Source organism: Stenotrophomonas sp. GQ19 (assembly GCF_059758695.1).
Map to the genome: position 1 here is coordinate 112,186 of NZ_JCAXES010000003.1, position 25,422 is coordinate 137,607.

25 protein-coding genes are annotated in these 25,422 nt (G+C 67.2%); 14 read left to right on the forward strand and 11 right to left on the reverse strand.

Annotated elements, in window-relative coordinates; all coding sequences use genetic code 11:
- Positions 1-29 precede the first annotated feature (29 nt).
- The 8 genes from AC6CHL_RS07685 to AC6CHL_RS07720 all read right to left on the reverse strand — a co-directional run bounded on the left by AC6CHL_RS07685 (position 30) and on the right by AC6CHL_RS07720 (position 9,872).
- Positions 30-866: a carbohydrate ABC transporter permease gene (locus AC6CHL_RS07685; protein ID WP_498294064.1), complete on the reverse strand. Its 837-nt coding sequence runs from the start codon at positions 864-866 to the stop codon at positions 30-32.
- Positions 863-1,744: a carbohydrate ABC transporter permease gene (locus AC6CHL_RS07690; RefSeq protein WP_038687498.1), complete on the reverse strand. Its 882-nt coding sequence runs from the start codon at positions 1,742-1,744 to the stop codon at positions 863-865. Before AC6CHL_RS07690 ends, AC6CHL_RS07685 begins: the two co-directional genes overlap by 4 nt.
- Positions 1,741-3,054, reverse strand: a complete 1,314-nt coding sequence (locus AC6CHL_RS07695; RefSeq protein WP_241658956.1) for a sugar ABC transporter substrate-binding protein — start codon at positions 3,052-3,054, stop codon at positions 1,741-1,743. The genes AC6CHL_RS07690 and AC6CHL_RS07695 overlap by 4 nt, the downstream gene beginning before the upstream one ends.
- Before the next feature lie 34 nt (positions 3,055-3,088).
- Positions 3,089-4,702: a glucoamylase family protein gene (locus AC6CHL_RS07700; protein WP_051598772.1), complete on the reverse strand. Its 1,614-nt coding sequence runs from the start codon at positions 4,700-4,702 to the stop codon at positions 3,089-3,091.
- Positions 4,703-4,954: 252 nt separating this feature from the next.
- On the reverse strand, positions 4,955-8,014 hold the full coding sequence (locus AC6CHL_RS07705; RefSeq protein WP_498294065.1) for a TonB-dependent receptor domain-containing protein: 3,060 nt from the start codon (positions 8,012-8,014) through the stop codon (positions 4,955-4,957).
- 90 nt (positions 8,015-8,104) lie between these two features.
- Positions 8,105-9,157, reverse strand: coding sequence for a LacI family DNA-binding transcriptional regulator (locus tag AC6CHL_RS07710; protein ID WP_038687492.1), 1,053 nt, complete (start codon positions 9,155-9,157; stop codon positions 8,105-8,107).
- Between the two features lie 149 nt (positions 9,158-9,306).
- Entirely contained in the window at positions 9,307-9,576 is a 270-nt protein-coding gene (locus AC6CHL_RS07715; protein WP_038687490.1) for a BolA family protein, read from the reverse strand.
- Positions 9,573-9,872: a YciI family protein gene (locus tag AC6CHL_RS07720; protein WP_038687488.1), complete on the reverse strand. Its 300-nt coding sequence runs from the start codon at positions 9,870-9,872 to the stop codon at positions 9,573-9,575. Before AC6CHL_RS07720 ends, AC6CHL_RS07715 begins: the two co-directional genes overlap by 4 nt.
- A gap of 345 nt (positions 9,873-10,217) precedes the next feature.
- On the opposite strand from AC6CHL_RS07720, the gene AC6CHL_RS07725 reads away from it, so the two are divergent.
- From AC6CHL_RS07725 to AC6CHL_RS07735, 3 genes are read left to right on the forward strand one after another with little or no spacing between them, the layout of a single operon-like run.
- A complete protein-coding gene (locus AC6CHL_RS07725; protein ID WP_038687485.1) occupies positions 10,218-11,123 on the forward strand; it encodes a segregation and condensation protein A in 906 nt (301 codons plus the stop codon).
- Positions 11,124-11,138: 15 nt separating this feature from the next.
- Entirely contained in the window at positions 11,139-12,074 is a 936-nt protein-coding gene (gene scpB, locus AC6CHL_RS07730; protein ID WP_498294066.1) for an SMC-Scp complex subunit ScpB, read from the forward strand.
- Positions 12,067-13,896: a pseudouridine synthase gene (locus AC6CHL_RS07735; RefSeq protein ID WP_498294067.1), complete on the forward strand. Its 1,830-nt coding sequence runs from the start codon at positions 12,067-12,069 to the stop codon at positions 13,894-13,896. Before scpB ends, AC6CHL_RS07735 begins: the two co-directional genes overlap by 8 nt.
- Before the next feature lie 204 nt (positions 13,897-14,100).
- On the opposite strand, the gene AC6CHL_RS07740 is transcribed toward AC6CHL_RS07735, so the two are convergent.
- From AC6CHL_RS07740 to AC6CHL_RS07750, 3 genes are all read right to left on the reverse strand, one after another.
- Positions 14,101-14,535, reverse strand: coding sequence for a hypothetical protein (locus AC6CHL_RS07740; RefSeq protein ID WP_038687479.1), 435 nt, complete (start codon positions 14,533-14,535; stop codon positions 14,101-14,103).
- Positions 14,536-14,627: 92 nt separating this feature from the next.
- Complete coding sequence (locus AC6CHL_RS07745) at positions 14,628-15,461, reverse strand: amidohydrolase (RefSeq protein ID WP_498294068.1); 834 nt, start codon at positions 15,459-15,461, stop codon at positions 14,628-14,630.
- The gene (locus tag AC6CHL_RS07750) at positions 15,461-16,609 is read right to left on the reverse strand and encodes a pyridoxal phosphate-dependent aminotransferase (protein WP_498294069.1); all 1,149 of its coding nucleotides are present in this window, start codon (positions 16,607-16,609) and stop codon (positions 15,461-15,463) included. Before AC6CHL_RS07750 ends, AC6CHL_RS07745 begins: the two co-directional genes overlap by 1 nt.
- An 86-nt stretch (positions 16,610-16,695) precedes the next feature.
- Between AC6CHL_RS07750 and ccmA the strand changes: the two genes are divergently transcribed.
- From ccmA to AC6CHL_RS07805, 11 genes are all read left to right on the forward strand, one after another.
- On the forward strand, positions 16,696-17,397 hold the full coding sequence (gene ccmA, locus AC6CHL_RS07755) for a heme ABC exporter ATP-binding protein CcmA (RefSeq protein ID WP_081797177.1): 702 nt from the start codon (positions 16,696-16,698) through the stop codon (positions 17,395-17,397).
- Entirely contained in the window at positions 17,394-18,089 is a 696-nt protein-coding gene (gene ccmB / locus AC6CHL_RS07760; protein WP_038687473.1) for a heme exporter protein CcmB, read from the forward strand. The genes ccmA and ccmB overlap by 4 nt, the downstream gene beginning before the upstream one ends.
- 96 nt (positions 18,090-18,185) lie before the next feature.
- Positions 18,186-18,962, forward strand: a complete 777-nt coding sequence (gene ccmC, locus AC6CHL_RS07765; protein ID WP_498294070.1) for a heme ABC transporter permease CcmC — start codon at positions 18,186-18,188, stop codon at positions 18,960-18,962.
- On the forward strand, positions 18,959-19,144 hold the full coding sequence (locus tag AC6CHL_RS07770; RefSeq protein ID WP_447594708.1) for a heme exporter protein CcmD: 186 nt from the start codon (positions 18,959-18,961) through the stop codon (positions 19,142-19,144). The genes ccmC and AC6CHL_RS07770 overlap by 4 nt, the downstream gene beginning before the upstream one ends.
- Complete coding sequence (gene ccmE / locus AC6CHL_RS07775) at positions 19,141-19,602, forward strand: cytochrome c maturation protein CcmE (RefSeq protein ID WP_038687467.1); 462 nt, start codon at positions 19,141-19,143, stop codon at positions 19,600-19,602. Before AC6CHL_RS07770 ends, ccmE begins: the two co-directional genes overlap by 4 nt.
- On the forward strand, positions 19,603-21,516 hold the full coding sequence (locus AC6CHL_RS07780) for a heme lyase CcmF/NrfE family subunit (RefSeq protein ID WP_314403132.1): 1,914 nt from the start codon (positions 19,603-19,605) through the stop codon (positions 21,514-21,516).
- 16 nt (positions 21,517-21,532) lie between these two features.
- Positions 21,533-22,144, forward strand: coding sequence for a DsbE family thiol:disulfide interchange protein (locus AC6CHL_RS07785; RefSeq protein ID WP_038687463.1), 612 nt, complete (start codon positions 21,533-21,535; stop codon positions 22,142-22,144).
- The gene (locus AC6CHL_RS07790; protein ID WP_498294210.1) at positions 22,113-22,592 is read left to right on the forward strand and encodes a cytochrome c-type biogenesis protein; all 480 of its coding nucleotides are present in this window, start codon (positions 22,113-22,115) and stop codon (positions 22,590-22,592) included. Before AC6CHL_RS07785 ends, AC6CHL_RS07790 begins: the two co-directional genes overlap by 32 nt.
- Before the next feature lie 29 nt (positions 22,593-22,621).
- Positions 22,622-23,605: a tetratricopeptide repeat protein gene (locus AC6CHL_RS07795; RefSeq protein ID WP_498294071.1), complete on the forward strand. Its 984-nt coding sequence runs from the start codon at positions 22,622-22,624 to the stop codon at positions 23,603-23,605.
- 70 nt (positions 23,606-23,675) lie between these two features.
- Positions 23,676-24,788, forward strand: coding sequence for a homoserine O-acetyltransferase MetX (gene metX, locus AC6CHL_RS07800; RefSeq protein ID WP_498294072.1), 1,113 nt, complete (start codon positions 23,676-23,678; stop codon positions 24,786-24,788).
- Positions 24,789-24,796: 8 nt separating this feature from the next.
- Complete coding sequence (locus tag AC6CHL_RS07805; protein ID WP_498294073.1) at positions 24,797-25,399, forward strand: DUF1294 domain-containing protein; 603 nt, start codon at positions 24,797-24,799, stop codon at positions 25,397-25,399.
- Positions 25,400-25,422: the final 23 nt, after the last annotated feature.

Sequence of the window (25,422 nt, forward strand, 5' to 3'; positions counted from 1 at the left end):
ACCCAGACCCACCGCGACGACGGCATGTTTCACCCTTTGACACTCCCCAGCAGCAGACCTTGGATGTAGTAACGCTGCAATGCCAGGAACAGCAGCAGCACCGGAACCACCGTGACCACCGCGCCGGCCATCATCATTTCCACGTCCATGATGTGCTCGCGCGACAGGGTGGCCAGGGCGACCGGCAGAGTGTAGTGCTCCTGGTCGGTCAACACGATCAACGGCCACATGAAATCGTTCCAGGCGCCCATGAAGGTGAAGATCGACAGGGTGACCAGCACCGGCTTGAGCATCGGCAGCACGATCTGGAAGAAGATCCGCATCTCCCCTGCCCCGTCGATGCGCGCCGCTTCCAGCAGTTCATCGGGAATCGAGCGCGCGTACTGGCGCACCAGGAAGATGCCGAACACGCTGGCCAGCGCCGGCACGATCACCCCGCCGAAGCTGTTGACCAGGCCCAGCTGCTTCATCAGCAGGAACAGCGGCAGCATGGCCACCTGCGCCGGGATCACCAGCGCGGCCAGCAGCACCTGGAAGATGCGCTCGTGGCCGGCAAAACGCAGCTTGGCGAACGCATAGCCGGCCATGGTGTTGAGCAGCAGCGACCCCAGCGTGATCGCAAGGGACACGCCCAGGCTGTTGACGAAGTTGTTGCCCATGCCGGTGCGCGCGAACAGCTCGTGGTAGTTCGCGGTGGTCACCGAGGACGGCAGCAGCGGCGGCGGGAAATGCGCCGCCTCGCCGGTGGGCATGAACGACACCGACAGCATCCACAGCAGCGGCGCCAGGCTGACCAGCGCCAGTACCGTCAAGCCACCGTTGACCCACCATGCATGCCAGCGCGACTGACCGATTTCACGACTCATACCAACTGCCTCTTGCGGCCGAAACGCAGCATGACGCTGGTTACCGCCAGGATGATCAGGAACAGCAGGAACGCCACCGCGGAGGCGCGGCCCAGGTTCCACCACTTGAAGCCTTCTTCGAACATGAAATACAGCACGCTGACGGTGCTCTGCAGTGGGTCGCCACGGGTCATCACGTAGGGTTCGGCGAACAGCTGGAAGTAGCCGGACACGGTAATCACGCCCACCACCAGCAGCACCGGGCCGAGCATCGGCAGAGTGATGTGCAGGAACTGCTTCCAGCGCGAGGCGCCGTCGATGCGCGCGGCCTCGTACAGGTCATGCGGGATCGCCTGCAGGCCGGCCAGGAAGATCACCATGTTGTAGCCGAAGTTCTTCCACACCGCGAACAGCATGATGGTCGGCATGGCCCAGTTGGGATCGCCCAGCCAGTCGATCGGGTTGATCCCGATGTGGCCCAGACCGTAGTTCACCAGGCCGTAGCTGGTGTGGAACAGGTAACGCCAGATCACCGCCACCGCCACCAGGGTGGTGACTACCGGGGCGAACAATGCGGTACGGAACAGCGCCTTGAAACGCGCCGCCGGGGCGTTGAGCAGGATCGCCGCACCCAGCGATACGCCGATCGACATCGGCACGCCGACGATCACGAAGTAGGTGGTGTTCCACAGCGACTTCCAGAACATCGGGGTCTGCAGCAGGTCGATGTAGTTGCCCAGCCCGACAAAGCGCAGGTTGCCGCCGTCGGCCAGGGCGTACAGATCGAAATCGGTGATGCTCAGCGCCAGCGCCGAGAACACCGGCAGGCCGAAGAACACGCCGATCACCAGGATGGCCGGGCCGGCGAACAGCCAGCCGGCAAGCGAACGCTGCTTCATTGCGCCGCTCCCGTGGCCACCGCACTGGAATGCACGCCCGAACCGGCGGCCTTTTCCTGTGCATCGCGCTCATGCATCCAACGGCGCTTGGCGAGGACCTTGTCCACGCGCTTGTCCAGTTCCTTCACTGCCACATCCTGATCAAGGCCACCACGCACCACCTGTTCGGTGATGATCCGCATTTCCTGCACGATACGTTCCCACTCCAGCACCTTGGGCGTGGGCTTGACGCGTTCCAGCTGGTCGCGGAACGGCTGCGCCAGCGGGTCGTTGGCCAGCGAGGGATATTCCCAGGTGCTGCGTCGCGGCGGCAGGTCGCCGATGATGGAATGGAAACGCTCCTGGATCGCCGGGCGTGACAGGAACTCGATCAGCTTCCACGACGCTTCCTTCTGCTGCGAGGAACGGAAGATCACCAGGCTGGTGCCACCGGCGATACCGGCGCCCGGACCGTCCGGGCCCGGCAGTGCGGCGGTGCCCCACTTGCCTTCCAGTTCCTTGGGCTGCAGCTTCTTGAACTCACGGATGTTCCACGGGCCGGACAGGTAGAACACGTTGAACCCGCGGAAGAACTCATCCCACACGTTGGAGATCTGGGTTTCGGACATGCGCGGCGCCCAGCCCTGGGCGAACATGTTTTCGTAGAAGCCCAGGGTCTTGCGGAAGCCGGGGCTGCTGAAGTTGCCGCGGGTATCGGCATCGCGCAGCAGCGGGTCGGGCTGCTGCAACGCGAACGACAGCTGTTGCTCGAATTCGTTGATCGGCATCAGCACCGCGTAGCGCTTGGGGCCCTGCATCTTCTTGATGGCGGCCATCATCTCGTTCCACTCCGCCCAGGTGCGCGGGGGGTGGTCGTAGCCGGCCTGGGCCAGCAGGTCCTTGCGGTAGTACAGCAGGCGCGTGTCCACGTACCACGGCACGCCCACCAGCTCGTCATGCACCACGTTGGTGTCCCAGATGCCCTGGAAGTAGTCGGCCGGGTCCACCACCTTGGACTGCGCCACATACGGCTGCAGCGGCACCAGGGTGTTCAGTTCGGCGAACTCGGGGATCCAGGTGTTGCCCAGCTGGCACACATCGGGCAGGCCGTCGGCGGCGAACGCGGTGAGCAGCTTTTCGTGCGCGGCCGTCCACGGAATGTTCTGCACATCGACGTGGATGCCCGGGTTTTCCGCCTCGAACTCCTTGATCAGGCCGGTGACCACTTCGGCCTCGCGGCCCATCGCCCAGAATCGTACCGTCACCCCTTCCGGCTCTTTCCGGCAGGCACTCAACAACAGGCTGCCAACCAGCAGCAACACCAGGCTCAACCCCCGCTTCGGGCGCGACATCGATTGCACTGCTCTACTTCCCCTGCTGCTGGTTGCGGTTGGTGGTGGCATTGTTCTTCTGTTCCTGGGCGGCCGCCGCGCGCGATTCGGCAATGCCGACCGAGCGCGCCGACGCGGCTTTCTCGTCTTTCTGCAGCTCCATCGGCTGCTGCTCCCCTTCCGGGGTGAGCCAGCCGCCACTGAAACCGGCGCGCTCCAGACCCTTGCGGATGTGCACGTTCTTCTTCATCACGTCCCAGACGAAATCGTTCCGGTAGTTGGCGATCATCGTCAGGATCGGGCCCTGGTCGATGCCGATGTAATCGCTGGCCACCCAGCCGCGATCGGGCACCAGCCGACCGGTCTTGATCGGGATGTCGTAGTTGAAGCTGGGGTTGAACGAATCCAGGAACCCGTAGCTGGAATAGATGTAGTCGCCGTAGCGCTTGTGCATCTCTTCGGTGGCCGGGATCACTTCTTCCGGGGCGAACACCACCGAGGCGATGGCTGCGGTCGGGGCGATGGTGCCGTCATCGAAGTTCTCGCGCAGACCGGCGCCGCGCGAGGAGTAATGGCGGAACTGGCGCTGTTCGCCGCGGTATTCCTGCGTGGTGTTCTGCGGGCCATCGCTGGCGGTCAGGCCCCACACGTTCTCGCCGTAGTCCTTCCAGTTCATCGGGTTGGCGATGGCGTACTCGCGCTGGGCCAGCGCGGCCGAGCGGCTGTTGAGGAAGTAGGTGCTGCCACGCTCGCGCATGTAGGCATCCTGGATGTCGCGGAAGTCCACCCACACATGCGTGTACTGGTGCCCGAACAGCGGGCCGAAGGACAGGTATTCCTGGCCCTGGTACACGCCCCAGTCGTTGTCGTAGGTGCGCGTCCAGACCGTCCACGCGTCCGGGCTGACCGGGTGGGTCGGCGAGCCGAGCGCGAGGATGTAGACCATCATCGCCTCGTTGTAGCCCATCCAGTCGTGGTCGATGAAGCCGCTTTCGGGGAACCAGCCCATCGAGATCAGCGGCGCACGCTGCTGCAGCCACGGCCAGTCCACGCGCTTGTAGAGCGTGTCGGCAATCTCGCGGATCTCTTTTTCGCGGGCGTCGTCACCGCTGTAGTAGGACTGGGCAAACAGCACGCCCATCATCAGCAGCGCGGTATCCACGCTGGACAGTTCCACCCAGCTGTCATAACGACGGCCCTGCTGCATGTCCAGGAAGTGGTAGTAGAAGCCCTTGTAGCCGCCCTTGCCGGTGCGCTGCGGGCCCATCGGCAGGTCGCGGAAGAACTTCAGCGTGAGCAGGGTGCGGTCCACGGCCTGGGTACGGCTGACCCAGCCGTTCTCCACGCCGATCGGATAGGCGGTGAGCGCGTAGCCCACCGAGGCGATGCTGGCAAACGGGCGCGACGGGTAGCGGTCGGGGCTGAGGCCGTTGACCTCGTTGGTGGTATCCCAGAAGAACTGGAAGGTGCGGCGTTCGATATCGTCGAACAGCGGCGGCAGCTCCGGCTTCATCGGGCGCGGCGGCACGTCGGCTTCAACCAGGATCACCGGCGGCTTCGGCTTTGCCGGTTTGTCCGGCGCCTGCTGCTGGCAACCGGCCATGGCCACGGACAGCAACGCCAGCGACACCACCCGAGATGCATTCATCGACCACCACCTTTTGCGCATGTTCGTGCTGGAGAGCATAGCCTCAACCAAGCTGAAATCGTTTACAGATCACGATCCAAAAAAATCCGCCGGGGCGGACCGTCTGCGTACCGACCAACGGTCGGTACCTACCGCACACGCGCTTGCCCATCCTTGGACGGCAAGCGCCTGTACAGTCCCGCCGGCGGACCCAAGCCGACCGGCGGTACTGCCCCGACACCGCCCAGAAGGCGGTGCCGGGTAACGCTGGCATCAGAAGCGGAAGCCGACTTCCGCCTTGACCTGGCGCGGCGTACCGATGATGTCACCGGTCTCGTTGTAGCTGGCCTGCAGCTTGCCGTTGGTCTTGACGTAGTTGTAGTTGGAGAAGTTGTCGAAGTTGAACACGTTGATGATGTCGATGCGCGCGTACAGCTCGGTCTCGCCCGGCATCTTGAACGTCTTCGTCGCCTGCAGATCGACCGAACGGTAGCCGAAGATCTTGCCACCCAGCAGGAACTTGCCATTGGCGTTGGGCACTGCGGCCTGCGGGGTCGGCAGGTCGTAGCCACTGGCCTGCGGCACGCCGTACCAGTCATTGACGGCAGTCGGGGTGGCCAGGGTGACCTTGCCGCCGAAGGTGATGCCCCAGAAGCCCGCGTACGAACCGGTGACCACCAGGCGGTGGCGCGGCGCGCCGTTGGAACGGATGGTCGGGTAGTCGCCGATCAGGCCGCGGTCGAACGCGTACTTCTCATTGATGTCGCGGTTGTGGCGCGCGGTGGTCCAGGTGTAGGCGATCGAGGAACCCCAGCCGCTTTCCTGGGTGAACGGCTTCTGCGCCGACAGCAGGACCTGGGTAGCGCGGGTCTTGATGCCCTGCTGACCGATGATCAGGCTGCCGAAGCCCGGCACGTTGCAGCTCCAGGCCTGGCTCAGGCCCGGGTCGGTGCCACCGCACAGGCGCGGGTCATCGAAGAACTGGCCGGTCGGGTAACGGTTGCCCAGGGTGAAGGCAAAGCCGTCGTAGCTCAGCGTGCGGGCGATGGTGGCGTCGGTCAGCCAGTCACCGACCTGGTTGCTCATGCCCAGGCTGAACTGGTCGGAGTACGGCACCTTCAGGTTGTTGTTCAGCAGATCCACTTCCAGGCCGGCATTGCTGGTCGAACCGACCAGGGACTGCAGGTTGCCGATACCGTTGAGCAGGTTCGGGTTCCAGTCATAGCAGGCAGCCTGGCCGTTGAGGCAGCTGCCGGTGGCCGGGTTGCGGAAGTAGATGGTCGGCTGCGGCAGGGCCAGCTTGGTGGTTTCCAGCTGCAGGTTGTCGAACAGGTCGCGGTCATACGAACGACCGGCACCACCGTGGATCACGTGCTGCTCGTCGGCGTTGATGTCATACGAGAAGCCCAGGCGCGGCTGCCAGGCATCCTTGAACGCCTTGCGGTTGTGGCCGTTGCTGATGTAGTTGCTGATGTCCAGCCCGCCCAGCGCCAGCGTATCGGCGAAGGTCTGGCCAGCGGCAGCGCGCGGGTCCTGCGAGTAGATCGCATCGACCACGGCCTGCGGGGTCACGAATTCCAGGTAGGCCGGGGTCTTTTCGTAGTCCCAGCGCAGGCCGATGTTCAGCTGCAGGTGATCGTTGACCTGCCAGTCGTCCTGGATGAACAGGCCGATCTGCTTGGACTTCGAACGCACTTCGCCGGACACGCCCGTTACGCCGTTCACCGGCTTGACGAACTGCGCCTTGTACGGGATGTCGGACGGGAAGTCCGCATCGCCCAGCGAGTAGGTGAACTGCGGATTGATCTGCGCCGCATCGGAGGCGTACAGGTCGATCTGCTTGTACTTGGCGCCCATCTTGATGGTGTGGTCGCCCATCCACTGGATGCCATCCAGGGTCAGGTTGTCTTCAATCGCCCAGCCCTTCTGGCCCTTCACCTGCGAATCCAGTGCCGAGGCGCCACCGATCTTCACCAGGGTGCGGTCTTCGGTGCCGTCCGGCGCGGTGTAGGTGAAGCCGTTGCCCAGGGTCAGCGGGGTCGGGTTGTTGAACGAATCTTCGTGGGTGAGCATCAGCTCGTTGTAGTAACGCTCACCGCTGTGGTTCCAGCGCAGCGCGTAACGACGGTCGGTGTTGACCACTTCACGGCCGGCTTCCGGCGCGGTCTGGCCACTGAACTGCTGCTGGGTCTCGTCGCGATCCTGGAAGCTCAGTTCGATGCGATCGTTGTCGGTCGGCTCGAAGTCGATCTTGGCGAAGATCAGGTCCTGCTCGAACGGCTGGCTGGCCGGGCCGAGGCCGGCGGCGGCGTCTGCCGGCAGCAGGCCGACGCGGTTGGTGACCGAGCCTTCCGGCGCGATGGTGACCGGCAGGTCGAAGCGCTTGGCTTCGTAGGTCACGAAGAAGTGGGCCTTGTCCTGGATGATCGGGCCACCCAATGCAAACCCGTATTCCTTCTCGGCCGATGCTTCCTTGGTCTGGCCGTACTGACGCTCCGCCGGGGTCTTGGCGCGCATGTCTTCGTTGGTGTAACGGTAGAAGGTTTCACCCTTGAACTCGTTGGTACCGGACTTGGTGGCCGCGGTCACGGCCGCGCTCGACACCTGGCCGTACTCGGCCTTGTAGTTGCCGCTGATGACCTTGTATTCGCCGATGGCCAGCTGCGGGAACGGGTTGCCGGCGCTGCCGGACTGGCCGGCCACGCCGCCGCCCTTGACGTAGCTCTTCTGGCCCACGCCGTCGATGTAGACGTTGGTGCCGTCGGCATTGGTGGCACCGCCGCGCAGCGAGGTGTTGCCCTTGGCATCGCGGGTGAAGATCATGCCCGGCACCGCGTCGGCGAACTCCAGGAAGTTGCGCGACACCTGCGGGGTGGTCTGGATCTGCTGCAGGCTGACGGTCTTGCCCACTTCGGAGGTACGCACTTCCTGCAGCAGGGTCGGTGCAATGACGTTGACCGTGTCCAGGTTGGTGGCGTTGGCAGTGCCGCCGTTGGCCGGCGCGCCGCTGAAGTTCAGCGTCGCGGTCGAAGCCACGGTCACCGTCACTTTCTGGGTCTGGCCGTTGGCCACCACGTCATAGGTGCCCGGGTCCAGGCCCATCAGCGAGTAGCTGCCGTCGGCACGGGTGGTGGCACGGCGAACGGTGCCGCTGGCCAGGTTGGTGGCGGTCACTTCGGTGCCGGCCTCGGCCTGGGCAACCTGGCCGCGCAGCGACGAGGTGGCCGACTGCGCCATCAGGGACGGCGCGGCGCCCAGCATCAGGCAGGTAACCAGTGCACTGGTCAGCAGACTGCGCGCCGGTGCTCGGTTGCGGTGATTGGAATACGTCATGTAAATCTCCGGGTGGTGGTGGCCGTCTTTGCGGCCCCTGTCGTTTTTTTTACAGCGTGGTTTGAATGCATCACGACCAACGGTCGTGATTTACAGCAAAGGCGTCACGACCAACGGTCGCGACCTACACGAATCACGCACGATCAGGCGCGGCACAAGCGTCTGCTTGTCGCCGGCCACTTCCGTGTTGTTGCCGTCCATCAACTGCAACAGACGCGTCATCGCCTTATCGCCGAGGTCGGCGATACTCACCTGCATCGTCGTCAACGAAGGGTGAACGAAACGCGCCAGCGGAATGTCATCGAAGCCCGCCAGGGCGATATCGGCTGGAACCCGCACGCCTGCCTGCGCGAACGCATACAGGCACCCCAGCGCCATCATGTCGTTGGCGGCGAACACCGCATCGGGCAGCGCGCCGGCTGCCAGCAACTCCTGTCCAGCGCGATGGCCGGAGGCTTCGTCAAAGTCACCGGGCAACTCGATGCCCACCGCATCGGTACCGAACGCGGCCAGCGCGTCACGGAAACCGCGCAGGCGCTCACGCGCATCGAAGTTGAGGTCCGGGCCGGAAATGAACGCGATGCGGCGGTGACCGACATCGAGCAGATGGCGGGTCATGGCCATCGCGCCGGCATGGTCATCGATGCTGAGCACCGGATGATCCTGCTCGGGCAGGTAGGTATTGATCAGGACCGTGGGCAGCGCCTGCGGCAGGTTGTCGGTGAGGAAGCCGGGGCTTTCCGCATACGGCGACAACACCAGCAGACCGTCCACGCGACCGCGCATGGCACGCAGGGCTGCGCCCTGCTGCTCCTGGTCACCGTGGTAGCTGGACACCAGCAGGTGCTGGCGGCGCTCACGGGCGACCCCGTCGATGCCGCGCATCAACTCGGAGAAGAACTCACCGTACAGGTCCGGCAGCACCACACCGATGGTGTTGGTGCGCCGGCTGCTCAGGCTCCGCGCGGCGGCATGCGGGGTGTAGCGCAGACGCGCAGCAACCTCCAGCACCAGCTTGCGGACCGGTTCGGCGACATTTTCATGTCCATTGAGCGCACGCGACACCGTGGCCACGGAGACCCGGGCTTCGCGGGCTACATCTTTGATTGTGATGGCTGCCTTGTTCACTTCGCCGCCCTCCACGGCTTAGAGATCTGGGGCTTGGCGCGGAATGTAAGCGTTTTCAATCCTGAATGTAAACACTACGTTAGGCCAATGTCGTCTGCCGGTAACATGAAAGTGTCTTCAGGGGCCCTGTCCTGGACTGACCAGGACAAGGCAGGACAAGGCTTTCAGCCGTTTTTGGCCGGTGCTTCGGCGCGGATGGACAGCGCGTGGATATCGGTGTCCATCAGGGTGCCCAGGGCGGCATAGACGGCCCGGTGGCGCGCAAGGGGCAGCTTGCCTTCGAAGGCGGCGCTGACAATGTGCACATTGAAATGGCCGCGCCCATCGCGCGCGCCCTCGTGGCCGGCGTGGCGGTGGCTGTCGTCCTCCACCTCCAGCAGCTGCGGGTCCAGCGCCTGCTGCAGGGCCGCCCGGATCTGCTCGACCCGGGTCACGGCAGGACCTTGCGGAACGGGCGCACCTGGACGCGGGTATAGACGCCGGCCGCCACGTAGGGGTCGGCGTCGGCCCAGGCCTGGGCCTGCTCCAGCGCGTCGAACTGGGCGATCACCACGCTGCCACTGAACCCGGCCGGGCCCGGGTCTTCGCTGTCGATCGCCGGGCACGGCCCGGCCAGCAGCAGCCGGCCCTCATCGCGCAGGGCGGTCAAACGGGCCAGGTGCGCGCCGCGCACCGCCATCCGGGCCGCCAGTACATCGGCACCGTCATAGCCTTCAATCACATACCACACAGGCAACTCCCAAGGCTCAGCTAAACGAACGGGACGATTCTAGCCCGGCTCGCTGGACACTGCCGGGCTGAACCCGTACTCTTGGCTCCATTGCACGTGGCTGGACGCAGCAGCCCCGCCGGTAGACGGCTTCACCGCCGCCCGACGATCGACCCGCTGCCCCACACCAGTACACGTAGACGACCTCCCCGTAGTTCTGTCGCTGCCCGTCGCGGCGCGCCTTGCTGTTTGAAGTGTGGAACCGCGCCGACCCAGGCGTGTCATGGCTTGCCATCCTGCCGCCGGGCGTTCCGGAACGGCTGAGGGTGCGGCGACCGGTCCGTTGCAATACTGACATCACTCTTGATGACCTCCGAACTCGCGCTCGACGCGAACCCGCAAATCCGGCCGACCGCCCCACAGCAGCAGGAAATGCCGCTGGCCGTGGTGCATGGTCAACCGGTCCTGCAGATTCCGCAGGATCTGTACATTCCGCCGGACGCGCTGGAAGTCATCCTGGATGCCTTCGAAGGCCCGCTGGACCTGCTGCTGTACCTGATCCGTCGGCAGAACCTGGACATCCTGGACATCCCGGTGGCCGAGATCACCCGGCAGTACGTCGAGTACATCAACGTCATGCAGGAGCTGCGCTTCGAACTGGCGGCCGAGTACCTGGTGATGGCGGCGATCCTGGCCGAAGTGAAGTCGCGGATGCTGCTGCCGCGGCCGCCCAGCATCGAGGGCGAGGAAGCCGACCCGCGCGCCGAGCTGGTGCGCCGGCTGCAGGAGTACGAACGTTTCAAGCAGGCTGCCGAAGATATCGACGCCCTGCCCCGGCAGGACCGCGACACCACCCCGGTACATGCCTTCGTGCCCGACCGCGCCGCAGTGAAGCTGCCGCCGCCGGTGGACCTGAAGGAAATGCTGATGGCGCTGCACGACGTGCTCAAGCGCGCCGAGCTGTTCACCGGCCACGCGATCAAGCGCGAGGCCCTGAGCGTGCGCCAGCGCATGGGCGACGTGCTGGGGCGGCTGGAAGACGGCCGGTTCTACCGGTTTGAATCGCTGTTCACCGCCGAAGAAGGCAAGCTGGGCGTACTGGTGACGTTCCTGGCCCTGCTGGAACTGGCCAAGGAACAGCTGCTGGACATTGTCCAGGAAGCACCGCTGGCGCCGATCTATGTCAAATCCCTGGCTGCCGGCAACACCAACGAACCGCTGCAGTTCAACAGCGAATTCGACGACGCCGACGCCGCCAACGCATCCGACTGAGCACCCGACCCACGCATGGATCAATTGCTGATCAACCGTATTGTCGAAGGGGCGCTGCTGGCCTCCAGCCAGCCGCTGACCCTGGCGCAGCTGCAGGGCCTGTTCCCGGAAGAGGAACCGGCGCCGCCGGGCAGCATCGAGCGCGCACTGGAACTGCTGCGCGACGGCTGCGCCCAGCGCGGCGTGGAGCTGGTGGAGGTGGCCTCCGGCTTCCGCTTCCAGGTCACCAATGAAGTGCACGGCTACATCACCCGGCTGTGGACCGAACGCAAGACCCGCTACACCCGCGCCACCCTGGAAACCCTGGCGTTGATCGCCTACCGCCAGCCGATCACCCGCGGCGAAATTGAGCAGGTGCGCGGCGTGGCGGTCAGCAGCAACATCATCCAGGCGCTGGAAGAACGCGAGTGGATCCGCGTGATCGGCCACCGCGACGTACCCGGCAAGCCGGCCCTGTTCGGCACCACCAAGGGCTTCCTGGACTACTTCGGGCTCAAGCGCCTGGACGAACTGCCGCCGCTGTCCGAGCTGCGCGACCTGGGCGAACTGGAACCGCAGCTGCCGCTGGACCGCGATGGCCAGCCGGCCGGTCGCCTGGCCGCCGGCGCCGCCACCCCCGATGCCGAGCTGGACGGGGACGCGGCAAACGACGACACCCCGCCACTGGCAGGTGACGACGAATCGCAGGACAATTCACCCGATGGCGGGCACGCGCCCACCACCGATACCGTTGCAGACACCGAATCCAAAGCGCCGTTGCCGCCCCGCGACGACGACGCTGGAATGACCGCCCCTGATGGCGAACCCGATACCGCGCCGGGCGAGCGCGCGGCGCCCCAGAACGAAACCGAAAACAACGCCGTCGCGAAGACGACCGTGGCTGTTGACGAAGCCGATCCCGAACCAGAGGCCGACGCACCCGTTGCCGGCCGGAGCCAAGTAAATGAGTGACACCCCCCGCAAGCCGTCTTTGAACAAGCTTTCGCTCAAGCGCGAAACCGCCACCGACCAGCCCAAGCTGGAAGAACGCCTGCACAAGGTGCTGGCCCAGGCCGGCCTCGGTTCGCGCCGCGCGCTGGAACAGCGCATCGCCGATGGCCTGGTCAAGGTCAACGGTGAAGTCGCGCAGACCGGCCAGTCGATCAAGAGCGGCGACAAGGTCGAGCTGGACGGCCGCGGCTTCGTGGCCACGGCGCTGACCGAAACCTCGCGCGTGCTGGCCTACAACAAGCCGGAAGGCGAAGTAACCACCCGCGAAGACCCCGAAGGTCGCCCGACCGTGTTCGAAGCGCTGCCTGCCCTCAAGGGCGCGCGCTGGATCGCGATCGGCCGCCTGGACATCAACACCACCGGCCTGCTGCTGGCAACCACCGACGGTGAGCTGGCCAACGCGATGATGCACCCCTCCTACGAGGTCGAGCGCGAGTACGTGGTGCGCGTGCGCGCCCCGGAAGGCGAAGAGAAGGTGCCCGACAACATCGTCGACCGCCTCGCCCGTGGCGTGGCGCTGGAAGACGGCCCGGCCAAGTTCGACGAGATCGAACGCATCGGCGGCACCGATTCGCACGACTGGTTCCGCGTGGTCGTCAAGGAAGGCCGCAACCGCGAAGTGCGCCGCCTGTGGGAATCGCAGGGCTGCCAGGTCAGCCGCCTGAAGCGCACCCGCTACGGCAAGGTCAGCCTGCCGCGCGAACTGCTGCGTGGCCAGTCGGTGGAACTGCCGGCCAAGCAGGTTGAAGCGCTGCGCGCCGAACTGAAGCTGGAAGAAGGCGCGCCGTCGGCGCTGACCCTGCAGCCGGTGATCGGCCAGCGTCGCGCCGCCAAGACCACCGTGCGCGTGTCGCGCGAGGGTGGACGTGGCAATGCCTACGTCAACGGCCACAACTCGGCCGACGAAGGCCGCGAACTGCGTCGTTTCGACAACGTGCGCGAAGAGCGCGGCCGTGGTCGCGGCGGCAAGGGCGGCGGCTTCAAGGGTGGCCTGACGGTCAGCGGTGAAGCGGCGGCCAAGCAGTCGCAGCGTCCGTTCAAGGCGCGCCCGGACAAGGGCAACCGGGCGCTGCCCGAAGGCAACCCGGCCGCGTTCCGCAGCTGGTACGTGCCGGACGGTGTCAGCACCGGCCCGAGCAACCACCGCAATGCCGGTCCGGGCGCAGCCCGTGGCCCGGGTGCGCGTGGTCCGGGTGCCGGCGCAGGCGCCGGTGGCCAGGGCCGTCCGTACGGCAAGCCGAAGGGTCCGGGCAGCGCAGGCGGCCCGGGTCGCGGCAGCTACGGCGGTGGCGCTGAAGGCCGTGGCGGCTACGCCGGCGGTGGCGGTGGTTACGGCGGCGAGAGCCGCGGTGGCGAAAGCCGTGGCGGCTACGGCGGCCAGGGCCGTCCGGCCGGCGCCGGTGCCGGTGGCAACCGCGGTGGCCAGAGCGGCCAGGGTCCGTCGCGTCATCCGTACGGCCATCCGGGCAATGCCCCGAGCTTCCCGTCCGACCACGCCAATCCGGGCAGCAGCCCGTACGGCAGCGCGCGTCCGGCGGGTAACCGCGGTCCGGGTGGTCCGGGTGGCAATCGTGGTCCGGGCGGTCCCGGTGCGCGTGGTCCGGGCGCCAATGCGCGCGGCCCCGGTGGTCCGGGCGGCAATCGCGGTCCGGGCGGCCCGGGTGGCAACCGTGGCCCGGGCGGTCCCGGTGGCCGTGGTCCCGGCGGCCCGGGCGGTCGGCCCGGCGGCAGCCGCGGTCCGGGCGGCGGCGGTCACCGTGGCGGCGGCCCGCGCGGCGGCTGATCACTGATACCCTGAGATCAAAAAACCCCGGCTTCGGCCGGGGTTTTTTTATGGTGGCTGACCGCGCGTTGTGCCGGCTGGGGCAGCCACCCATGGGGTGGCTCTACCCTGCTCTACGTGTGCACCCTTGCGCCATCAACCTCCGGCCAAATGCGGTAGAGCCACCCCATGGGTGGCTGCACGTAACGCCGGCCAGATGATGCCTCAACGGCGCTCGATCGTGAACTTGCCCAGCCCCACGCCCAGGTCCCAGCCCTTGCCGGTACCGGCCAGCGCCAGCGACACATCGCCCTTGGTCATGACCTGCGCATTGCTGGATTTGTCGGCGCCCGCATGGGCTTCCACCGAGGCATAGGAGCCAATCAGGTCGTTGACCGAATAGGCGCCGGAGAACTTGCCCTTGCCATCGACGATCTTGGATTTGCCCACGGTCAGCCCGCCCCCCTTGACGGTGATCTTCACTGGGATGCGCGCGCCGTTGTCGCAGCTGATGGTGCCGGTGCCCGATGCGGTCTTGTACAGCACCGACCAGCCAGCCAGGTTGTAGTGCAGCTCGCAGTCGATGTTGCCGGCTGCCTGGGCGGCCGAGGCCGTCGAGAGGCCGGCCAGCGCGATCAAAACCAGGGAAAACTTCTTCATGCGATCCGCTCGTACTCAGTGGGTGACGAGGCGAATCTAGCAGTGGCTGCGTGTGACCCGGATGAGGCCACACGCCGCCGTCAGGCCATCGTTCAGCCAGCGTCGACCGGGCCGTCCAGGGTGAACGCATCGGCATCGAGCATCGCCGGGAAGCGTGCGCGGTGCGCGGCCAGTGCCGCCGCCGAAATGGTGGTGGTGACCACCTGCTCGACCTCGCGCACCTCCACCTGCGGCTGGCCGAGGAAGTCGATCACCGCACTGTCGCCGGCATAGTGCAGGTCGTTGCCATCCACGCCCACCCGGTTGACCGCGGCCACGAAGCACAGGTTCTCGATCGCGCGTGCACGCAGCAAGGTGCGCCACGGATACGCGCGTGCCGACGGCCAGTTGGCCACGAAGATCTGCAGGTCGAAGTCCAGCTCGCCCGGGCGCTCCACATCGAAGCGATTGCGGCAGAACACCGGGAAACGCAGGTCGTAGCAGACCTGCGGATTGATCCGCCAGCCCTTCCATTCCACGCTCAGGCGCTCGTTGCCGGCCGCGTAGCGCAGGTGCTCGTTGCCGTAACGGAACAGGTGGCGCTTGTCGTAATGCTGCAGCTCGCCGTCGGGCGTGGCCCACAGCAAACGGTTGTACACGCCCTGCCCCACCCGCAGCTGCACGCTGCCGGTGACCGCCGCGCCCAGCCGCACGGCCTGCTCGCGGATCCAGGCCACGGTCGGGCCGTCCATGCCTTCGGCCTTGTCGATGGCCTCGTTGGAGAAGCCACTGGTGAAGGTTTCCGGCAGGATCACCAGGTCGGTCTGCCCGGCCAGCGGGGCCAGCAGCGCGCCGTAGTACGCGCGGTTGCCAGCCGGGTCGTGCCAGCGGGTATCGCCCTGGACCAGGGAGATGCGCAGGTCACCACGTTCGACGGGGGCGCCCATCACAGCACCTGCAGGCGTTCGATCGCCGCATCCAGCGTGGCTTCGTTCTTGGCAAAGCACAGCCGCACCAGGCGCTGCCCGGCCGGTGCGGTTTCATAGAACGGCGACAGCGGGATCGCGGCCACGCCCTTTTCGATCGTCAGCCACTTCACGAATTCGTGGTCGGGCAGATCGCTGATGGCCGAGTAATCCACCAGCTGGAAGTAACCGCCCGGCACCGGCAGCGGGGTCAGGCGGGTGGTCAGCAGCTGGTCGCGGAAGCGGTCGCGCTTGGCCTGGTAGAACGCCCCCAGCTCGAGGTGGTGCTCGGGCTCGTCACGGATCATCGCGGCAAAGCCGTACTGGGCCGGACCGAAGCTGGTGAAGGTGTTGTACTGGTGGACCTTGCGGAACTCGGCGCTCATCGCCGGCGGTGCGATCGCATAGCCGATCTTCCAGCCGGTGCAGTGGTAGGTCTTGCCGAAGCTGGAGATCACGAACGCGCGTTCGCGCAGTTCCGGGTAGCGCAGCGCCGATTCGTGGCGGCGGCCGTCGTAGATGATGTGTTCGTACACCTCATCGGAAATCAGGTAAATGCTGGTGCCGCGCAGCACGTCGGCCAGCGCCTGCATGTCGTCGGCACTCAGCATCGCGCCGGACGGATTGTGCGGGGTGTTGACCATCAGCAGGCGGGTGCGCGGGGTGATCGCCGCACGCACGCGGTCCCAATCCACCGCGAAGGTCTGCGGGTCCAGCGGCACGTGCACCGCGCGCGCGCCGGCCAGATCGATGGCCGGCTCGTAGCAGTCGTAGGCCGGGTCGAGCACGATCACTTCCTCGCCCGGGCGCACCACGGCGTGGATGGCGTTGAAGATCGCCTCGGTGGCGCCGCTGGTCACGGTGATTTCCGCGTCCGGGTCCACCTGCGCGCCGTACAGATCCAGCGACTTCTGCGCGATGGCCTGGCGCAGCGGCGCCACCCCGGTCATCGGCGGGTACTGGTTCAAACCGCCCTGCATGGCCTCGATGGTTTCATCCACCAGGCGCTGCGGCGCGGAGAAATCCGGAAACCCCTGCCCCAGGTTCACGGCGCCATGCTCGGCAGCCAGCTGGGACATCACGGTGAAAATGGTGGTGCCCACCTTGGGCAGCTTGGTTTGCGGTTGCATCGGCCGGAAAGAAGAAAAGGGGGAAAGGCCAGTGTACGCAAAACCCCCGATACAATGACCGCCCCTTCCGCCGCAAAGACCGCCCCTTGAACGCTCCTCCGTTGCTGGCCGCCCAAGGCCTTGCCTTCAGTCGCAACGATGAGCCGGTGTTCGGCCCGCTCGATTTCCACATCGATGCCGGTGAAGCGCTGCTGGTGCAGGGCGACAACGGGTCCGGCAAGACCACCCTGCTGCGGGTGCTGGCCGGCCTGCTGCGCGCCGATGCCGGGCAGGTGCAGATCGACGGGCGGGCCGCCGGGCACAAGGAGCGCGCGCGGTTCGTGGCCTACCTGAGCCACCTGCCGGCGCTGAAGGCCGATCTGGACACGCTGGAGAACCTGCATTTCCTGTGCGGCCTGCACGGCCGGCGCACGCGCCAGATGCCGGGCAACGCGCTGGCCATCGTCGGACTGGCCGGCTATGAAGACACCTTGGTGCGCCAGCTCTCGGCCGGGCAGAAGCGGCGCCTGGCGCTGGCCCGGATCTGGCTGTCGCCGGCCCCGCTGTGGCTGCTCGACGAACCCTACGCCAACCTCGACCTGGACGGCATCAACCTGGTGAACCGGATGATTTCCGCGCACCTGCGCAGCGGCGGTGCCGCCCTGGTGACCACCCACGGCGCCTACGCCGCGCCGCCGGTACAGACACGGCTGCTGCGGCTGTCGCCTGCGGGGGAGATTTCAGCGCCCGCCGGGCAGAATTCAGCGACTGCCGGGCAGAGCCCGGCACTACGAGGGGGTGCCGCATGATCGCGCCGGGTACCGAACCGGGCCTGTGGCAGACCGCGCGGGCGCTGGCCCGGCGCGACCTGCGCCTGCTGTGGCGGCGCCGCGGCGATGCCCTGCAGCCGCTGATGTTCGCCGTGCTGGTGGTGGTGCTGTTTGCCCTGGCGCTGGGCCGCGAGCCGCAGCTGATGGCGCAGGTGGGCGCGGCGGTGCTGTGGCTGGCGGTACTGCTGGCCGGCCAGCTGGCGCTGGATTCCATGTTCCGCAGCGACGCCGAGGACGGCTCGCTGGAGCAGTGGCTGCTGGCGCCGGTGCCGCTGGCCTGGCTGGTGCTGGTGCGGGTGCTGCTGCATTGGGCCACCACCGCCCTGCCGCTGATCGTGGTCAGCCCGTTGCTGGCGGAAATGCTGCATCTGCCGCATGACCAACTGCCCATCCTGCTGGCATCGTTGCTGCTGGGAACACCGTTGCTCAGCCTGATCGGCGGCGTGGTTGCCGCGCTGACCGTGGGCATCCGGCGCTCTGGTATTCTCGTGGCGTTGCTGGCCTTGCCGCTGTACGTACCGGTGCTGGTGTTCGGTGCAGGCAGTGTCGGGGCCGCCGCACGCGGTCAGGATCCGGTGGGGGCGCTGCTGTTGCTGGGCGCCGGGCTGGTGGTGGCGCTGGTGCTTGCACCGCTGGCCACCGCCGCGGCCATCCGGATATCGTTGAATTGAGCAGTCGTCCACCGCCACACCGTTTACAGCGTCACCGTTCAACACGCCGCTCCACGTCCGTTGAATCGTCGCCCTAGGTTGGATAGCTACCGCTGCATGCACACTCTCGTCCGCTGGTTCCACCACGTCGCATCGCCGCCCATCTTCGACCGCTTCGCCGCGCGCTGGTCGCGCGTGTTCTACGTGGCCGCCCTGCCGGTGCTGCTGATCGGGCTGTGGCAGGGCCTGTTCGTCGTGCCGCCGGAGCAGAGCCAGGGCGACGCCTTCCGCATCATCTACATCCACGTGCCCAGCGCGTGGATGAGCCTGTTCGTATTCGCCTTGATGGCACTGTATTCGGCCATCGCGCTGGTCTGGCGGATCAAGGTCTGCGAGATCCTTGCCATGGCCTGCGCGCCGATGGGCGCCGGCTTCACCCTGATCACCCTGCTCACCGGCAGCATCTGGGGCAAGTCCACCTGGGGCACCTGGTGGGACTGGGACCCGCGCATGACCAGCGAACTGATCCTGCTGTTCCTGTACCTGGGCGTGATCGGGCTCTACTACGCCATCGAAGACCGCCGCAGCGCCGCGCGTGCGGCCGGGCTGCTGGCCATCGTCGGGGTGGCACTGCTGCCGGTGATCCGCTATTCGGTGGACTGGTGGGGCGGCCTGCACCAGCGCCAGTCGATCAACGTGTTCGGTGACAACGCCATCCGCGCCGAGCTGATCGCGCCGCTGTGGTGGATGGTGGTGGGCACCAAGCTGTGGTTCGCCGGCTCGCTGCTGGCCAAGGCGCGTGCCGACAACCTGCTGCGCGAGGCCGGCAAGGCCTGGGTGGCCGAACGCATCGGCGGCGGTGCCGCCACCGCTGCCGGGGAGATGCCGCGATGACCCACCTGCCCTTCATCATTGCCGCCTTTGCGGTGTTCGCGCTGGTGCTGTGCTGCGATGCGTTCGGGTCCTGGCTGCGCCTGCGCCTGGCGCGCTGGCAGGCCCGGCACCGCCAGCAGCGGCTGCAGGCCCGCGCCAAACCGCAGGCCGGCACCCCGCTGGCCACGGAGCTCATCCGATGACCCCGGTGCAGCGCCGCCGCATGGTGTGGGTGTTGCTGCTGTTGCTGGCCTCCGGCCTGGCCACCACGCTGGTAGCCTTCGCCCTGCAGCGCAATATCGCCTACCTGTACACGCCGGCCGAAGTGCTGCGCGGTGACGTGGATCCGCAGTCGCGTTTCCGCCTGGGCGGGATGGTGGTGAAAGGTTCGTTCCAGCGCGCCAGCGGTTCGCTGGAAGCACACTTCGTGGTCACCGATGGCGATGCCACCTTGCCGGTGAGCACCTCGCGGATCCTGCCGGACATGTTCCGCGAAGGCACCGCGGTGGTGGCCAGCGGCCGCCTGCAGGACGGCCGCTTCATCGCCGATGAAGTGCTGGCCAAGCACGACGAAAACTACATTCCCAAGGAAGTGGCCGACAAGATGGGCCAGGCGCATACCAAGCACGATGTACCGGTGACCGCACCGGAGGTGCGCTGAGTGCTGCCCGAACTGGGGCAGATCCTGCTGGTGACGGCGCTGCTGGTGGCGGTGCTGCAGGCGGTGCTGCCGTTGTGGGGCGCCCAGCGTGGCTACGCAGCGTGGATGGCCGTGGCCCGCCCGGCCGCATACGCGCAGCTGGTGCTGCTGCTGGGCGCGTTCGGCGTGCTCACCGCGGCCTTCGTCACCCAGGATTTCTCGGTGCGCTATGTGGCCGAAAACTCCAACTCGCTGCTGCCGCTGGCCTACCGCTACTCCGCGGTGTGGGGCGCCCATGAGGGCTCGCTGCTGCTGTGGGCGCTGGTGCTGGCGCTGTGGAATGCCGCCGTAGCGCGGTGGTCGCGGCAATTGCCGATGCAGGTGCTGGCCCGCGTGCTGGGCGTGCTGGGCATCATCAGCATCGGCTTCCTGGCCTTCCTGATCTTCACTTCCAACCCGTTCGCGCGGCTGCTGCCAGCGCCCCTGGAAGGACACGACCTCAACCCGCTGCTGCAGGACCCGGGGCTGATCATCCATCCGCCGATGCTGTACCTGGGTTACGTCGGCTTCGCGGTGCCGTTCGCCTTCGCCATCGCCGCGCTGCTCGAAGGGCGCGTGGATGCGCGCTGGCTGCGCTGGACCCGGCCGTGGACCAACGTGGCGTGGGGCTTCCTCACCCTGGGTATCGCGCTGGGCAGCTGGTGGGCGTACTACGAACTGGGCTGGGGCGGCTGGTGGTTCTGGGACCCGGTGGAAAACGCCAGCTTCCTGCCGTGGCTGGCCGGCGCGGCCTTGATCCACTCGCAGGCGGTCACGGAAAAGCGCGGCAGCTTCGCCAGCTGGACGCTGCTGCTGGCCATTGCCGCCTTCGCGCTGTCGTTGCTGGGCACCTTCCTGGTCCGCTCGGGCGTGCTCACCAGCGTGCATTCGTTTGCCGCCGATCCCTCGCGCGGGACCTTCATCCTGATTTTCCTGGCGCTGGTCATCGGCGGCGCACTGCTGCTGTACGCGCTGCGCGCCGGTGCGCTGGGCAACGACGACCCGCGCCGCGGCTTCATGGCCACCTCGCGCGAAACCCTGCTGCTGGCCAACAACCTGCTGCTGGCCGCGGCGTGCGCGATGGTGCTGCTGGGCACGCTGTACCCGCTGCTGGCCGATGCGCTGGGGTTGGGCAAGGTGTCGGTCGGCCCGCCCTACTTCGGCACCCTGTTCCTGCTGCTGATGGCGCCGTTGGTGGCGCTGCTGCCGTTCGGCCCCCTGGTGAACTGGCAACGCGACCAGGCCTCGCGCGCGCTGGCGATGCTGGCACCGTGGGCGGTGCTGGCGCTGCTGCTGGGCGCCATTGCCTACTTCATGGCCCCGCAGGGCGCGCTGAAGACCGCGGCCGGTGTGACCGCCGCTGCCTGGGTCGCCTTCGGTACCGCGCGCTTTGTGTGGAGCCGGCTGCGTGGCAATGGCCGCTTCACCGCCGAAATGGTCGGCATGCTGCTGGCCCATGGCGGCGTGGCGGTGTTCCTGGCCGGGGCCCTGCTGGTGGAAGCGCTGAACGTGCAGCGCGAGGTAGCGCTGTCGCCGGGCCAGTCGCTGCAGGTGTCCGGCTATGAAGTGCGCTTCGAGGGCGTGGACCATCAACAGGGCCCCAACTACACCGCCGACCGCGGCCACATGCGCATTCTGCGCAACGACCGCGAACTGGCCCTGCTGCACCCGGAAAAGCGCGCTTACGCCAGTGGCGGCCAGATGATGACCGAAGCCGGCATCCACGCACGCATCGGCGGCGATGTGTACGTGGCGCTGGGCGAGCCGCTGGGCAACAATGCCTGGGCCGTGCGCGTGCACATCAAACCGTTCGTCCGCTGGATCTGGCTGGGCGCACTGCTGATGGCCCTGGGCGGTTTCGTCACCGCCGCCGACCGCCGTTTCCGCCGTCCCTGAGTCCTGGAGTTACCCCGTGTCCGATCCGCGTCCCGTTTCCCGCCCCCTGCCGCCCGTGGCCATCGTCATCGGCGTGCTGTTCTTCTTCGGGCTGCTGGGGCTGATGATCTACGGGGTGATGAAATCCGGCGCGCCCGACCGCGACGTGCTGCCGTCGGCATTGATCGGCAAGCCCGCCCCGGCCTTCACCCTGCCGGTGCTGCACGACCCCACCATCAAGGTCAGCAGCAATGAACTGCGCGGCGCGCCGTACGTACTGAATGTGTGGGGCAGCTGGTGCGCGGCCTGCCGCGAAGAACACCCGGTGCTGACCCGCTTCGCCGAAACCAAGCGCGTGCGCGTGATCGGCTACAACTGGAAGGACGAACCGGCCGACGCCCTGCGCTGGCTGGAACAGCTGGGCAACCCGTTCGTGCTGGTGCTGGCCGACATCGAAGGCCGCACCGCGATCGACTGGGGTGTCACCGCCGCGCCGGAAACGTTCCTGGTGGATGCCAGTGGCGTGGTGCGCTGGAAGTACAGCGGCGCGCTCACCCAGCGGGTGGTGGACACCCAGCTGATTCCCGAACTGGACAAGGTGGAGCGCAGCCATGCCAATGCCCAGACCACGCTGCCCGCCGCGCCGTAAGCTGCCCGCGCTGCTGCTCGGCGGCCTGCTGGCCGCTGCGGCACTGCTGCCGGCGACGGCCAGCGCGCAGGCGGTGTCCGACCCGACGCCGCTGCACTACCGCGACGCCGCCGAAGAGGCACGCTTCCATGCACTGGCTGCCGAACTGCGCTGCGTGCAGTGCCAAAACCAGTCGCTGGCCGATTCCAACGCGCAGATCGCACACGACCTGCGCCGTGAAGTGCTCACCCTGATGCAGCAGGGCCACGACGACGCGCAGATCAAACAGTTCCTGGTCGACCGATACGGCGCGTTCGTGCTGTACCGCCCACCGATGGACGCCCGCAACAGCCTGCTGTGGTTCGGCCCGGCCGTGCTGCTGCTGGGCGGCGCGGGCGTGCTGGTGTGGGTGGTGCGCCGACGCAGCCGCCAGTTGCAGCCGATGGACAAGAGCGAGGAGCGCTGGTGAGCGGATCGTGGTTACCAACACTTGCCGCCATGGCCGCCACTGCCGTCGGCCTGGTCGTGCTGTGGCCGCTGCGCGCCACAGGCCGGCGCGCCCCCTTCCTCGTGATGGTGGTCGCCGTGGGCGTGGCAGGTTCGGCGCTGTATTACCTGGTGGGTATGCCAGAGGCCGCCACGCCGACCGCGCGCACGGGCGAACCGGCCACCCTGCGCGATGGCGTGGTGGAACTGCAGCGCGCGCTCGAACGCGACCCGCAGCGCGCCGACGGCTGGGCCCTGCTCGGCCGCTCGCAACAAGCCCTGGGCAACCTGCCCGAGGCCAACCGCGCCTTCACCCGTGCCGTGCAGCTGGCCCCGGATGAGCCCGAGCTGCTGGTGGAGGCCGCACAAACCCGCGCACAGGCCGACCCGGCCAAGCAGTTCGACGATACCGGGCTGCAGTGGCTGCGCCATGCCCAGCGGCTGGCGCCGGGCAGCGAACGCGCCGGCTGGCTGATCGGCATCGCGCTGCGCCAGCGCGGCCAGGATGCCGAGGCGGCGGCCACCTGGGAGGCCCTGTTGCCCCGGCTGGATCCGGGCGCCGCCACCGCGCTGCGCGAACAGATCGCCATCGCCCGCGAGAAGGCTGGGCTGCCCGCCGCAGCGGCGCCGCCCGCCGCGGTCACCGCAGCAACCGCACTCACCATCACGGTCGCGCTGGATCCCGCGTTCGCCGCCCGCGCACGCCTGCCTGGCGATGCCAGCGTCTTCGTGATTGCCCGCGTCCCCGGCGGCCCGCCGATGCCGGTGGCCGTGGAAAAACACCGCCTGGCCGACCTGCCGCTGCGGGTCACGCTGGACGACGCCGACAGCCCGATGCCCACCCAGCCGTTGTCGGCGCTCAAGGAGGTGGAGGTGTTCGCGCGCCTGTCCGCCTCCGGGCAAGCCAACCGACAGGAAGGCGACATCGATTCGCCGGCGGTCCGCGTGCCGCTGCCGCATGCCGAGCCGGTGCCCCTGCTGATCGGCGGACCATGAGCCGGGCTGGCACGATGCAGCGTGCCGCCACTGGCACGGCACGTTGACCGGACCCGGCTAAAATGCGCGCATGACTGAATTCATCCCGCCCGGTACGCGTTACCACGCCCTGCCCTCGCCCTTCCCGTTCAAGCGCGGTGGCCAGCTGCTGGACGCGCACGTGGCTTATGAAACCTGGGGCACGCTGGACGCGCAGGCCAGCAACGCGGTGCTCATCGTCACCGGCCTGTCGCCCGACGCGCACGCTGCCGCCAACGCCGACAACCCGGCCGCCGGCTGGTGGGAAGGCATGCTCGGCCCGGGCAAGGCGATCGATACCGACCGCTGGTTCGTGATCTGCGTGAACTCGCTGGGCAGCTGCAAGGGCTCCACCGGCCCGGCCACGATCAACCCGGCCACCGGCGCACTGTATCGGCTGCAGTTCCCGGAGCTGTCCATCGAAGACGGCGCCCGCGCGGCCGTCGAGGTGGTGCGCGCGCTGGGCGTGGCGCAGCTGGCCTGCGTAATCGGCAACTCGATGGGCGGCATGACCGCGCTGGCACTGCTGTTGCTGCACCCGGGCATCGCACGCAGCCACATCAACATTTCCGGCAGCGCGCAGGCGTTGCCGTTCTCCATCGCGATCCGCTCGCTGCAGCGCGAAGCGATCCGGCTGGACCCCAAGTGGGACGCAGGCCGGTACAGCGAAGACAGTTATCCCGAATCGGGCATGCGCATGGCGCGCAAGCTGGGCGTGATCACCTACCGCTCGGCGCTGGAATGGGACGGCCGCTTCGGCCGCGTACGGCTGGATTCGGACCAGGCCGACGACGACCCGTTCGGCCTGGAGTTCCAGGTGGAAAGCTACCTGGAAGGCCATGCGCGCCGCTTCGTGCGTTTCTTCGACCCCAACTGCTACCTATACCTCAGCCGCTCGATGGACTGGTTCGACCTGGCCGAATACGCCGACGGCGACGTGCTGGCCGGGCTGGCGAAGATCCAGGTGGACACGGCGCTGGCGATCGGTGCCAACACCGACATCCTGTTCCCGGTCCAGCAGCAACAGCAGATCGCCGACGGCCTGCGGGCCGGGGGCGCCGACGCCCGCTTCATCGGGCTGGATTCGCCGCAGGGGCATGATGCGTTCCTGGTGGATTTCGCACGGTTCGGGCCGGCCGTGGGCGAGTTCCTCTCCGCACTCTAAGGACAGACATGCGACTGCAGGGCAAGCTCAGCGAATGGGACGACGCGCGCGGCTTCGGCTTCGTGCAGCCCAATGGCGGGGGCGAGCGTTGCTTCGTGCATATCCGTGCATTTGCGGCGCGTGACCGGCGGCCGGCACTTGGCGACGTGATTACCTATGCGGTTGAACGCGATGCGCAGGGACGCCGGAACGCGGTGCAGGTGCGCTTTGCACTACAGCGTGGCGGCGCGCGCAACACACTTGCTACCGAGCGGAAGGGCCGCGACGTTTTCCCTCGCAAGACCATCGCACTGCTGTTCCTCGCCGGACTAGCTGGGCTGACCGCGTGGATGCACTGGCCGATGTGGCTACCAGCGGCCTATCTGGGTGCGAGCGCCGTGACCTTCCTGTTCTACCGGTTCGACAAGAGCGCTGCGCAGAACGACCAGCAACGCACGCCCGAAAAAACCCTGCAGCTGCTTGCGTTGTTCGGCGGTTGGCCCGGCGCCCTGTTCGCGCAATCGGTGCTGCGCCACAAGAATCGCAAAGCCTCGTTCCAGCAGGTGTTCTGGGTGGTGGTGGTGATCAATCTGGGCGCCTTGGCCTGGCTGCTGCACCAGATTCCCCGGTAGAGCCACACCATGCGTGGCTGACG